Origin of the sequence: Fodinicurvata halophila, from assembly GCF_042651425.1 — a bacterium.
Lineage (GTDB): Bacteria > Pseudomonadota > Alphaproteobacteria > Kiloniellales > DSM-21159 > Fodinicurvata > Fodinicurvata halophila.
Window position 1 is genome coordinate 163,354 of sequence record NZ_JBHSCW010000006.1, and the last position, 12,545, is coordinate 175,898.

Here is a 12,545-nt window from a genome sequence, read left to right on the forward strand (position 1 = left end):
ATGTCTGTCCCGCCTTGTCTTGCGATCGTTTCCGTGTCTTCGCGCGCCTAGAGATCGCGCAGGTACTTCAGGTTCGCCTTGACCTGCTTCAGAACTTCGGCGCCGCGCCCCTCCAGGACCATCTTGGCTTCGCTGAGGGCATAGCTTTCCAGCTGCTTCAGGGCGGTGTGCGGGGGCATGGCCACGGCATGGCGGTCCGTCTTGACGTCGAGCAGGACGGGCCCGTCATGGTCCATGGCCTGCTTGACGGCGGCATCCACCTTGTCCGGCTCCTCCACCGTCACACCCTTGATGCCGCAGGCCTCTGCCACCTTGGCGAAGTCGGGATTGTAGAGTTCCGTCTGGTAGTTCGGGATGCCGGCCAGCTGCATCTCGATCTCGACCATGCCCAGCGTGCCGTTGTTGAAGACGATCGCCTTCACCGGCAGCTGGTACTGGCCGATGGTGGCGAGATCGCCCATCAGCATGGACAGGCCGCCGTCGCCGCAGAGCGCCACGGTCTGCCGGCCCTCGCCGGCAAAGGCCGCGCCGATGGCCTGGGGCATGGCACTGGCCATGGAGCCGTGGGAATAGGAGCCCATGAGGCTCCGCTTGCCCGTGCTCCGCAGGTGGCGGGCCGCCCACACGGTGGTCATTCCGGTATCGGTGCAGAAGATCGCGTCGTCATCGGCATGAGCATTTACCACGCCGGCCAGGTAGTCCGGACCGATCGCCCCCCGGCTTCCCTGCTCGCCCTCGTGGCGGGCCAAGGAGTCGAGATCGGCGTGGTAGACCTTGCGGCGATCCTTCAGGAAACTGTCGTCGGCGCGCTCGCGAACATGCGGCAGCAAGGCCTCCAGCGTCGCGCGCACGTCGCCGATCAGGCCCATGTCCACGTGGGTCCGGCGTCCGAGACGTTCGCCATGGGTCAGCACCTGCGCCACCCGGGCCTTGGTGTGCAGGAAATCCTTCCAGGGGAAATCCGTGCCCAGCAGCAGCAGGGCATCGCACTGGGCGATGGCATCGGCACAGGCCTTGCCGCCGATGAACCCCGTCATGCCGATGCCGTGGTCGTTGTCATGCTCCAGGAACATCTTGCCCTTCAGGGTCCAGCCCACAGGCGCCTTCAGGCGTTCCGCCAGGGCCGTGACCAGCTCGTGCGCGCCGTCACAGCCCATGCCGCCGTAGATCATGGGGCGCTCGGCCTCCGACAGCATCCGGGCCAGCGCCTCGAGATCGCCATCGGCGGGGCGCACGATTGTCTCCGGCCGATAGACCGGAGAGACGATGGCCGTCTCGGGCAGCGTCTCCGGCAACAGATCCCCGCCGTACCCGAAGATGCCCACCCCCTTGCGGGTGAGCGCATGCTGGATCGCCTGCTGCAGCATGCGCGGCGCCTGCTCCGGGGTCTGGGCCAGCTGGTTGTACCAGCTGCAGCCGTCGAACATGCGCAGGTCGGTTTCCTGGAAGGACTCCATGCCGTAGTCGCCCCGGCTGATCGTCGACGGCAGGGCAACGACCGGTGCGCCCCAGCGGTGTGCGTCGTAAAGCCCGTTGATCAGGTGCACGTGGCCCGGGCCGGAACTGCCCGCGCAGCAACCGAGGCCGCCCAACACGCCCTCGGCCATCGCGGCGTAGGCCCCGGCTTCCTCGTGGCGGACATGCACCCACTCGATGCGCCCGTCGCGGCGCAGGGCATCGTTCAACAGGTTGAGACTGTCCCCCGTGACTCCGTAGAGACGCTTGACCCCGGACTCCGCCAGTATATCGATGACGGTTTCGGCTATCGTGCGCGACATGCTCCCTCCTGGTATCGGCCGGTGTTATCTTGATGCAGGGACTGCGTGGCCGATGCCCCCGAACCTGACGGACTATCCGCAAGGACCGTACGGTAACCCTTTGATTCTGTCTACAGATACCCTTCTGCTTGCGCAAGCATGAGGCCGGCTCCAGACAGCTGAAACGGGTGGCGGCAACAGCCTGTTCCTGATGCCGACCCGTTGGGCAGGACCCTGCCGTGCGCCCCCTGAAACACCCGGCAAAGCGGTTGCGAAAGGATTCGGCTTCCTGTAGCTTCGCGCCGCATTCAGGGGCCGGTCCAAACGCGGCATCTATCCGGAGACAAGATGCAGACACAGGCGTGAGCCGGCGCCATAGGGAGGGCGCACAAGATGGGTTTTCTGATGGGCCTGAGCCGCGCCATCGACAGGCTAAACGACTTTGTCGGGCGCTGCGTCTACTGGCTGATCCTGATCGTCGTTCTGATCTCGGCCGGCAATGCCATCTCGCGCTACCTGTTCAGCCTCAGTTCCAATGCCTGGCTCGAGATCCAGTGGTATCTCTTCTCGGCCGTCTTCCTGCTGGGTGCCGGCTATACCCTGCTGAACAACGAGCACGTCCGCATCGACGTGCTCTATGCGCGCCTCTCCCCACGCCGCAAGGCCTGGGTCGACATCATCGGCGGGCTGTTCTTCCTGCTGCCCGTGACCATTTTCATCATGGTCCTGTCCTGGCCCATGTTTCACACCGCCTTCGTGCGCATGGAGATGTCGGGCAACACCGGCGGGCTGATCCGCTGGCCGGTGCTGTTGCTGATGCCCGTGGGCTTCTTCCTGCTCAGCCTCCAGGGGGTATCGGAAGTCATCAAGCGTATCGCCTACCTCGCCGGACGTGCGCCCTATCCCGGTCGTGGGCAGACGCACAGCGAAGTCATCCGCGACGTCTGACAGGGAACCGGGTAAGCCGCCATGATCGAACTCCTGCAAAGCTATCTGGCCCCCATCATGTTCGCGGGCCTGGTCGTCTTCCTGCTGTCCGGCTATCCGCTGGCGTTCGCGCTCGCCATCACGGGCCTGATCTTCGCCTTCGTCGGCATCGAGCTGGGCATGCTGACCACGGCCCTGCTGCAGGCCCTGCCCAACCGGATCTTCGGGATCATGAGCAACGACACCCTGCTCGCGATTCCCTTCTTCACCTTCATGGGCCTGATCCTGGAACGCAGCCGCATGGCCGAGGACCTGCTGCATACGGTGGGCCAGCTCTTCGGGCCGGTTCGCGGCGGCCTGGGCTTCGCCGTCGTCTTCGTCGGCGCCATCCTGGCGGCGACCACCGGCGTCACCGCCGCCTCGGTGATTTCCATGGGCCTGATCTCGCTGCCGATCATGCAACGCTACGGCTATGACCAGAAGATCGCCACCGGCACCATCCTGGCCTCGGGCACACTGGCCCAGATCATCCCGCCCAGCCTGGTCCTGATCGTCCTGTCCGACCAGCTCGGCCGCTCCGTGGGCGACATGTACCACGGCGCCCTGGTCCCAAGCCTGGGATTGATCACACTCTACGCCCTCTACGTCCTGGTCATCGCGATCCTGCGCCCCAACGCCGTGCCGGCCCTGCCGCCGGAGGCGCGCACCCTGAGGGGCTTCGAGCTGGCCAAGCGGATCCTCATCTCGCTGATCCCGCCGCTGGCCCTCATCTTCCTGGTCCTGGGCACGATCCTGATGGGCCTGGCCACCCCCACCGAGGCGGGCGCCATGGGCGCCGTCGGCGCATTGGGCCTGGCCATCGTCAAGCGCCGCCTGACCCTGTCGATCCTGAAGCAGGCCATGGATTCCACGGCCAAGCTGACCTCCTTCGTGATCTTCATCCTGGTGGGCGCCAGTGTGTTCAGCCTGACCTTCTGGGCGGTGGACGGCGATCTCTGGGTCGAGCACCTGCTGACCAGCCTGCCCGGCGGCCCGCTCGGATTCCTGATCGCGGTCAACCTGCTGATCTTCGTGCTCGGTTTCTTCCTGGACTTCTTCGAGCTGGCCTTCATCATCGTGCCCCTGGTGGCCCCGGTGGCCGAAGTCCTGGGCATCGACCTGGTCTGGTTCGGCGTGCTTCTGGCTGTGAACCTGCAGACCTCGTTCCTGACCCCGCCGTTCGGCTTCGCGTTGTTCTACCTGCGCAGCGTCGCCCCGCGCGAGGACTATACCGACCGGATCACGGGACGGTTGGTGAAGTACATTCCCACCGAGCGCATCTATCTCGGGGTCCTGCCCTTCCTGGTGCTGCAGCTTATCATGGTGGGCCTGATCATCGCCTTCCCTGACCTGGTCACTGGCATCGCTGCCGAACAGGCCGTGGATCCGGCCGACGTGGAGATCGATATTCCTGCCAGCGACATGGGGATGGACGGCGACGAGCCGCCACCCATTACCTTCGATTGATTGCTTCGAAGATAAATCCTGAGGGTATATGTGCTGCGCAACAGCAGGCTCTCAACCGGCCTGTTCATCTAGCCGTTGTGATATCCGGATCACATACTCATAAGAGAGTCCGAGTATAAGCTACAAGATTGCCCCTGACTGGAGTGGCATCCGCGTTACGGCCGAGGGGAAGACACTTGCACCCGAACTTGGCGGTACAGTCTCGATCCGGCATTTCGCCGGTCGTATGCTCGCCCAACTGACCCCGTAAGCTGACATCGCGCAACATTCCGGCCACGAAAAGATCCAACCAGCCCCGGAGCAAACCGTCATGAAGATCACCGACGTTCAGGAGCGACGCGTCTCGATCGCTTCCGACATTGAGAACGCCTATATCAGTTTCGCTGGCATGGATGTCTCCATCCTGGCCATCACCACCGACACGATCGTCGATGGGCAGCCTGTCGTGGGCTATGGCTTCAATTCCAATGGCCGCTATGCGCCCAGCGGCCTTTTGCAGCACCGCTTCCTGCCGCGGTTGATGGAAGCGGATCCGACCAGCCTGGTCGACACTTCGGGCAGCAATCTTGATCCGTTCCGCATCTGGCAGACGCTCATGCGCAACGAAAAGCCCGGCGGACACGGGGAGCGATCGGTTGCTGTCGGCGTGATCGATATGGCCATCTGGGACATTGTGGCAAAGGTCGAGGAAAAGCCACTCGCCACACTTCTCGCCGAACGCTTCGGCGATGGCACACCCGATGAAAGCGTCCCCGTCTATGCCGCGGGCGGATACTACTATCCCGATTCTGATCTCAGTACATTGCAGGCCGAAATGCGCAGTTATCTGGACGCGGGCTATACCGAGACAAAGATGAAAATCGGCGGCTTGCCACTGGACAAGGATCTGCGCCGGGTCGAGGCTGCACTGGAGGTCGGCGGCAGCGGTGACCGCCTGGCGGTGGATGCCAATGGCCGCTTCGACCTCGAGACCGGGCTGGCGTACGCACACGGCCTGTCCCCTTACGGCCTGCGCTGGTATGAGGAAGCAGGCGATCCACTCGACTACGATCTTCAGCGCGTTCTGGCTGAAAACTATGCAGAGCCGATGGCGACAGGCGAAAACCTCTTTTCCCATCAGGACGTCCGCAATCTTCTACGCTACGGCGGAATCCGCCCTGATCGCGATATCCTCCAGATGGATCCGGTTCTCTCCTATGGCCTGGTCGAGTATATGCGGATGCTCGACGAGCTTCGCCTGCGCGGCATCTCGCCGCGCGTCTGCATCCCACACGGCGGGCATCAGTTCGCCCTGAACATCGCTGCTGGCCTGAAGCTCGGCGGCAACGAATCCTATCCGCGTGTGTTCGCACCTTTTGGCGGGTTCGCTGATTCCACACCTATCGAGAATGGACGGGTCCGCACTTCCGAGCATCCTGGTATCGGATTCGAGGACAAAGCAGACCTGATGGAGCTTTTCCGCACGGAGCTGTCCTGAAGACGGACACACAGCCGTCGCCTATGGACCAATAGGGGCGATGAACCACCACCTATCACCTTTGATTGGGCAGCCACAAAAGCAAGGCCCCGCCGAAGCGGGGCCTTTCAACGCAATCGCCTGATGACTTGACGCTCAGTTGTCCTCCTGCTGCTCCAGGCGGGCGTCGGCGGTGAAGGCGAAGTTGTCGAAGCTGTTCTCGGCGACCCGGAACCAGAGATACTGCTCGTCGCGGAACTTGCGCCACTCCTCGTAGATGGCCCGGAACTTGTCGTTGGTCTCCACCTGCTCCTCGTAGAGCTCTTCCGTCGCCTTGTAGCAGGCCATCAGGATCTCGCGGTTGAAACCGCGCAGCTTCGTGCCCTTGGAGATCAGGCTGCGGAGCGCAACCGGATTGAGGGTATCATAGCGGGCGGTCATGCGGATGTTCGCTTCCGCCGCGGCGGCCTGGACGATCGACTGGTATTCGGGCGTCAGCTCGTTCCAGGCGTCCTTGTTGATATAGAGGGTCAGCTGCGGGCCGGCTTCCCACCAGCCGGGGTAGTAGTAGTACTCGGCCACCTGATGGAAGCCCAGCTTCTCGTCGTCGTAGGGCCCCACCCACTCGGTGGCGTCGATCGTGCCGCGCTCCAGCGCCGGATAGACATCACCGCCGGGAATCTGCTGCGGCACCAGGCCCAGCTTCTCCATGACCGCGCCGGCAAAGCCGCTGATGCGCATCTTCAACCCGTCGATGTCTTCGACGGAATTGATCTCGTTGCGGAACCAGCCGCCCATCTGGGCCCCGGTGTTGCCCATGGGGAAGTTGATGATGTTGTATTCGTCGAACAGCACCTCGCGCACCAGCTCGATGCCGCCGCCTTCGTACATCCAGGCATTCTGCTGACGCGTCGTCAGGCCGAAGGGGGCTGCACAGTCGAAACCGAAGGCCAGGTTCTTGCCGACATAGTAGTAGCTCGCGGAATGGCCACATTCCACGGTGCCCTCGCTGGTCGCATCCAGGACTTCGAAGGGCGGCACGATCTCGCCGCCGGCGAAGACACGGATGTCGAAGTTGCCGTTCGTGGCGTCCGAAACGCGCTGGGCCATCATCTCGGCCGTGCCGTAAATGGTGTCCAGGGCCTGCGGGAAACTGGAGGCCAGGCGCCAACGCACCTGGGGTTGGCTCTGGGCGATGGCGGGGGCGGCAAAACTGGTCGCGGCCGCGGCTCCCGCGCCGACACCGGCGGATGTCAGAAACTTGCGTCGATTCATGGGTTTTCCTCCCTGTGTGGCTTGAGCAGATCCGGAGCAATCCGGTCTACCCTTGCGGGCATGATACACAAAGCGCTTTGTCAGGATAGAGAAAATGCGTGGCACGGCAGAGCGGGGGGACAGCCCCGCCGCATCGAGACCGTCCAGCACGGGTATCGGCCAACGCGCAGCCTCAGTTGTCCTCCTGCTGCTCCAGGCGGGCGTCGGCGGTGAAGGCGAAGTTGTCGAAGCTGTTCTCGGCGACCCGGAACCAGAGATACTGCTCGTCGCGGAACTTGCGCCACTCCTCGTAGATGGCCCGGAACTTGTCGTTGGTCTCCACCTGCTCCTCGTAGAGCTCTTCCGTCGCCTTGTAGCAGGCCATCAGGATCTCGCGGTTGAAACCGCGCAGCTTCGTGCCCTTGGACACCAGACGGCGCAGGGCCGGCGGATTCTCGGCATCATAGCGCGCGGTAATCCTTATGTTGGCCTCGGCGGCAGCGGCCTGGACGATCGACTGGTATTCGGGCGTCAGCTCGTTCCAGGCGTCCCTGTTGATGTAGAGGGTCGTCTGCGGCCCGGCCTCCCACCAGCCGGGGTAGTAGTAGTACTCGGCAACTTCGTACAGCCCGACGCTCTCGTCGTCATACGGCCCGACCAGCTCCGAGGCGTCGATCGTGCCGCGCTCCAGCGCCGGATAGATATCCCCACCGGGGATCTGCTGGGGCACGACACCCAGCTTCTCCAGCACGGCGCCGGCGAAGCCGCTGATGCGCATCTTCAGGCCTTTGAGATCCTCCACCGAATCGACTTCGTGACGGAACCAGCCGCCCATCTGGGCCCCGGTGTTGCCCATGGGCAGGTTGATGATGTTGTAGTCGTCGAACAGCACCTCGCGCACCAGTTCGAGGCCGCCGCCTTCGTACATCCAGGCGTTCTGCTGGCGCGCGGTCAGGCCGAAGGGGGCCGCGCAGTCGAAACCGAAGGCCAGGTTCTTGCCCACGTAGTAATAGCTCGCGGAATGGCCGCATTCGACAGTGTCGTTGCTGACGGCATCCAGCACCTCGAAGGCTGGCACCAGCTCGCCGGCCCCGAAGACACGGATGTCGAAATTGCCGTCGGTGGCCTCCGAGACGCGCCGGGCCATCTGCTCCGCACCCTGATAGAGAATCTTCAGGCTGTGCGGAAAGCTGGAGGCCATGCGCCAGCGAATCTGCGGCCGGCTCTGGGCAATGGCGGGGGCGGCAAGGGTCGTGCTGGCCGCAGCACCAAGGCCCGCGGATGTCAGGAACTTGCGTCGGTTCATCAGTCCTTCCTGTCTGTCATGATCTTCCCTCCTGACGTCGCCCCGGTCAAACGGGGCACCAGTCAGGCGGGCGGCATCATACAGATTTGCCCGTGCAAGTGAACAGCTCCATGTACGCTGATCCTCCAGGCAGGAAAGGACTCAGGTTATCGCCGCCTCGTCCATCTCTCGACCTATTTCCTCTAGGCGGTTCTGCAGGCTCATGCGGTCCAGGCTGTCCAGTGGCAGGCTGGTGAACAGCCGGATCCGGTTCGTCAGCATGCGCACCACCTGCTGCACCACACGACGGGCCTGCTCTTCGTCCGCGGCCCGGGCCACGGGGTCCGGCATGCCCCAATGGGCCGTGATCGGCTGGCCCGGCCAGACCGGGCAGACCTCATTGGCGGCGGAATCGCAGACCGTGAAGACGAAGTCCATGCGCGGCGCATCCGGAGTGGCGAACTCGTCCCAGCTCTTCGAGCGCAGGTGTCCCGTCTCCACGCCCTGGCCTTCCAGGAAGTTCAGGACCGGAGGAAAGATCCGGCCCGAAGGGTGACTGCCGGCGCTGTAGCCGCGAAAGCGGCCCTGGCCCATGTGGGTCAGCAGACATTCGCCCAGGACGCTGCGCGCCGAGTTTCCAGTGCAGAGAAATAGGACGTTATAGACCTGTTCAGCCATGTCGGGCCGCCTTTCGGTCCTGGGCGGGCTCCGTTTCATCCGCCGTGACAGCCGGCCGACTCGCCGTGTCACCGGCAAACGCCAGCAGGGGATCGCAAATCTCCGGCCGGCCTTGGCAGCAGTCGCGCAGCAGGAAGTCCATAAGCTCCTGCATGCCGGAGAAGTTCACTGAATAGATGATGGAGCGGCCGGAACGGCGCGCACGGATCAAGCCGCTGTGCGAAAGGATCTTCAGGTGGGTGGACAATGTATTCTGGGCGATCTCCAGCTCCGCCGACAGCTGCCCGGCGGGCAGGCCGCCCGGACCGGCGCGCATCAGGCGGCGGAAGACCTCCAGACGGTGGGTCTGGGCCAGGGCGGAGAGAACATCGACGGCGGCTTCTTTATCCATAATTCGAGAAATATCGAACTATTTTGCCCGAATCAACACCTGAATGCCATTATGGGAGGGTACGTATCCGGCCGGCGGAGCCGCCGGCCCTTTTGCCAAGGAAAGTCCCTGCCCATGGAAACCGAGAAGAAAATCCGCAAGGCCTACGAGAACAGCGATTTCCTCAAGAGCCGCGAGGCGCGCTCGCTGCGCATCCTCTCCGAGTTCGTCGAGCCCCAGTCCCGCTTCGAGAAGCTGGGCCTGCGCGACACCATCGTCATGTTCGGCTCGGCCCGCGTGCCCAGCGAAGAGGAGGTGCAGTCCGGCCAGTGCGACAAGTCCGAGGGGCTCAAGGGCATGTCGCATTATTACGAAGCCGCGCGGCAACTCTCCCACCGGCTCAGCGAATGGTCCATGGGGCTGGAGGACGACCCCGGCCGCTACGTGATCTGCACCGGCGGGGGACCCGGAATCATGGAGGCGGCCAACCGCGGCGCCCGCGAGGCCGGCGCGCGCACCGTGGGCCTGACCATCTCTCTGCCCAAGGAGGAGTTCGAGAACCCCTACGTCAACGAGGAGATGGCCTTCGAATTCCACTACTTCTTCATGCGCAAGTTCTGGTTCACCTATCTCGCCAAGGCGGTGATCGCCATGCCCGGCGGCTTCGGCACGCTCGACGAGCTGTTCGAATTGCTGACCCTGGTCCAGACCAACAAGATGAAGAAGCGCATTCCCATCGTACTGTTCGGCGGCGAGTTCTGGGACGAGATCTTCAATCTCGATGTCATGGCCCGTTACGGCACCATCAACAAGGAGGACCTCAACCTGTTCTACCGCACCGACTCGGTGGACGCCGCTTACGACTACATCACCGACCACCTGCTCCACGGCCCGCCGGAGACCGGCCCGGTGCTGTAACGCGAAGGCAGGCCGAGTCATGTCCGAAGGAGCGGTTTTGTTTGAATTCTCTCTCCGTTTTTTTCATTATAAGTGAAAGGAGATCGCGATTCTGAGGGGAGACGGCGCCTGTGAGCCTTGCCGAAGACAAGCTTGAAGACGGCCTGCCAAGCGGCAGCATCGGGCGAAAGCTGCGCCTGCGCCGCAAGGTACGCGGCTTGTCCCTGCAGGACATTGCCACCCGCAGCGGTATCTCCATCGGCCAGCTGAGCCAGATCGAGCGGGACATCTCCTCACCTTCCCTGCGTTCCTTGCGCCTGATCTGCTCGGCCCTGGACATGCCCATGGGCTGGCTGTTCGACAGCGGCAGCAACAGCGAGGAAGGCGACGACTCCGTGGTGGTGCGCGCCGACAACAGGCGCGTTCTGGACCTCACCGGCAAGGGCATGGTGAAAGAACTTCTCACCCCCGACAGCTGTCCCGGCGTCCAGATGATGTTCATCACCATCCGGCCGGGCGGCAGTTCGGGCGACCAGCCCTACAACCACCCTGAGGGGGCCAAGTGCGGCACCGTCCTGGAAGGCGTGCTGGGCCTAGAGCTCGAGGGCACGCGCTATCGCCTGGAAACCGGTGACAGCTTCGCCTTCGAGGCCGTCAAGCTGCATCGCTTCTGGTGCGCCGGCGACCACGACTGCCGGGTTGCCTGGGTGGTCGCCCCCGCCATCTACTGAGCGGTACGCGTACAGATATACGTACAAGGCCCGAAGGGCGAAGAAGCCGGAAGCCCCCTATGATCATCGAGAACGAACGCCCGGTGCTGTCCAGCTCCACCTGGACGGCAACCGCCAATGCCCGCCCCGACACGCCCCCACTCAGAGAAGACCTGCAAAGTGACGTCACCGTGGTGGGCGGCGGCTACACCGGACTGTCCACCGCACTTCATCTTGCCGAGAAGGGCGTCTCCGTGACGCTTCTCGAGGCCGAGCATCCGGGCTGGGGAGCGTCGGGACGCAACGGCGGCCAGGTCATCCCCGGTCTGAAGGAGGATCCGGACACCATCGAGGAGATGTTCGGTCCCGAGATGGGCCGCCGCATGGTCCGCCTGTCCGGCGCGGCCCCCGACCTCGTTTTCTCCCTCATCGACACGTACGGCATCGACTGCGGCGCCGTACGCGAGGGGTGGATTCAATCCGCCCACAATGCGGAGGCCGTCAGGACTTGCCAGGAACGGGCGGAGCAGTGGCAAAGGCGCGGGGCCGATATCGAAGCGCTCAACAAGCAGCAGGTCGACGACCTGCTGGGCAGTGAGGCCTATCATGGCGGACTGATCGACCGGCGCGGCGGCGGGGTCCATCCGCTCAACTACACGCTGGGGCTGGCCCGTGCCGCAATCGCCCAGGGGGCGCGAGTCTTCGGACACAGTCGCGTCATCTCCCTGGACCGTCGGAGCGACGGCTTCCTGGTGCGAACGGCCCTGGGTTCAGTGCACACCGGCAAGGTGGTGCTGGCCACAAATGCCTATACGCCGGACCTGACCGGGCGATTGAGGCGCAGCATGGTCCCGGCCTGCTCCGTCCAGGTGGCCACCGCCCCGTTGTCCGAGAATGTGCGCCGCTCCATCCTGCCCTATGGTCATGTGGCGTCCGACACCCGCAAGCTGTTGGTCTATTATCGTCTGGACGAGCACGGCCGCTTCCTGATCGGGGGGCGCGGAGCCTATGGCGATGGCGGCATCGAGGCCCAAATGGCGCGCCTGCGCGCGCGGGCCTGCCAGTTGTACCCACAACTCGGCGAGCCGGACTGGGAACACCGGTGGGGAGGCTTCGTCGCCATGACCAGGGACCATTTCCCGCATCTGCACGAGATCGAGCCCGGCCTGATTGCAGGCCTGGGCTTCAACGGTCGCGGCGTAGCCATGGCCACCGCGATGGGCCGGGTCCTCGCAGACAAGGCGAGCGGCACGGCGGACAAGGACCTGGACTTCCCGGTGACGCCGGTCCGAACCATCCCCTTCTACTTTCTGCGCAAACCTGCTGTCAGCGTCTTGGCAGCCTGGTATGCCCTCGTGGACAGGACATAGCGGCGACCTGACCTGCACCTCTGACCTCACAGCTTCACCAGGCTTGCAGACAAACCCTGCCAAGGGCACGGACCAGGTGAAAACTCCTTTCAGGTCCCGTTTCCACAGCGAATACCCCGTGTCCGACCCCCTCGCCTGACGCACCTTCATTGCTGCTCGGTAAGGCATTTCAGGCATGCACGTGCAATGCTACAATAATTTGCAGTGTGGACAGACTTCACGTTTGCCACAACCACAAGTCTCAGGATCGGCGTAAGCCAGACCCCCGCTGAAAATTCAATATTTCCATTCCTATAATACACTCGAATAAAATCCAGGTATTGCCCTACACCGAC

General features: G+C 63.6%; 11 protein-coding genes. 6 read left to right on the forward strand and 5 right to left on the reverse strand.

Annotation, left to right across the window (positions count from 1 at the left end; genetic code table 11):
• Positions 1–47: 47 nt before the first annotated feature.
• A complete protein-coding gene (locus tag ACFOW6_RS11790) occupies positions 48–1,778 on the reverse strand; it encodes a thiamine pyrophosphate-dependent enzyme (RefSeq protein WP_382422568.1) in 1,731 nt (576 codons plus the stop codon).
• A 372-nt stretch (positions 1,779–2,150) separates the two neighbouring features.
• On the opposite strand from ACFOW6_RS11790, the gene ACFOW6_RS11795 reads away from it, so the two are divergent.
• The 3 genes from ACFOW6_RS11795 (at position 2,151) to ACFOW6_RS11805 (ending at position 5,667) form a co-directional block, all read left to right on the forward strand.
• Positions 2,151–2,705 carry a TRAP transporter small permease subunit gene (locus tag ACFOW6_RS11795; RefSeq protein ID WP_382422569.1) on the forward strand — a complete coding sequence of 185 codons (555 nt, stop codon included), beginning with the start codon at positions 2,151–2,153 and terminating at the stop codon, positions 2,703–2,705.
• Between the two features lie 21 nt (positions 2,706–2,726).
• A complete protein-coding gene (locus ACFOW6_RS11800; RefSeq protein ID WP_382422570.1) occupies positions 2,727–4,190 on the forward strand; it encodes a TRAP transporter large permease in 1,464 nt (487 codons plus the stop codon).
• A 310-nt stretch (positions 4,191–4,500) separates the two neighbouring features.
• Positions 4,501–5,667, forward strand: coding sequence for a mandelate racemase/muconate lactonizing enzyme family protein (locus ACFOW6_RS11805; protein WP_382422571.1), 1,167 nt, complete (start codon positions 4,501–4,503; stop codon positions 5,665–5,667).
• 135 nt (positions 5,668–5,802) lie between these two features.
• Here ACFOW6_RS11805 and ACFOW6_RS11810 read toward each other — a convergent pair whose 3' ends face one another.
• The 4 genes from ACFOW6_RS11810 to ACFOW6_RS11825 all read right to left on the reverse strand — a co-directional run bounded on the left by ACFOW6_RS11810 (position 5,803) and on the right by ACFOW6_RS11825 (position 9,254).
• Positions 5,803–6,921, reverse strand: a complete 1,119-nt coding sequence (locus ACFOW6_RS11810; protein WP_382422572.1) for a TRAP transporter substrate-binding protein — start codon at positions 6,919–6,921, stop codon at positions 5,803–5,805.
• Between the two features lie 172 nt (positions 6,922–7,093).
• Positions 7,094–8,206: a TRAP transporter substrate-binding protein gene (locus ACFOW6_RS11815; RefSeq protein ID WP_382422573.1), complete on the reverse strand. Its 1,113-nt coding sequence runs from the start codon at positions 8,204–8,206 to the stop codon at positions 7,094–7,096.
• A gap of 141 nt (positions 8,207–8,347) precedes the next feature.
• Entirely contained in the window at positions 8,348–8,863 is a 516-nt protein-coding gene (locus tag ACFOW6_RS11820) for an arsenate reductase ArsC (RefSeq protein ID WP_382422574.1), read from the reverse strand.
• On the reverse strand, positions 8,856–9,254 hold the full coding sequence (locus ACFOW6_RS11825) for an ArsR/SmtB family transcription factor (RefSeq protein WP_382422575.1): 399 nt from the start codon (positions 9,252–9,254) through the stop codon (positions 8,856–8,858). The genes ACFOW6_RS11820 and ACFOW6_RS11825 overlap by 8 nt, the downstream gene beginning before the upstream one ends.
• 114 nt (positions 9,255–9,368) lie before the next feature.
• Between ACFOW6_RS11825 and ACFOW6_RS11830 the strand changes: the two genes are divergently transcribed.
• From ACFOW6_RS11830 to ACFOW6_RS11840, 3 genes are all read left to right on the forward strand, one after another.
• Entirely contained in the window at positions 9,369–10,151 is a 783-nt protein-coding gene (locus ACFOW6_RS11830; RefSeq protein WP_382422576.1) for an LOG family protein, read from the forward strand.
• Between the two features lie 110 nt (positions 10,152–10,261).
• The gene (locus ACFOW6_RS11835; RefSeq protein WP_382422577.1) at positions 10,262–10,861 is read left to right on the forward strand and encodes a helix-turn-helix domain-containing protein; all 600 of its coding nucleotides are present in this window, start codon (positions 10,262–10,264) and stop codon (positions 10,859–10,861) included.
• A gap of 59 nt (positions 10,862–10,920) precedes the next feature.
• Positions 10,921–12,210, forward strand: coding sequence for an NAD(P)/FAD-dependent oxidoreductase (locus ACFOW6_RS11840; RefSeq protein WP_382422578.1), 1,290 nt, complete (start codon positions 10,921–10,923; stop codon positions 12,208–12,210).
• Positions 12,211–12,545 lie beyond the last annotated feature (335 nt).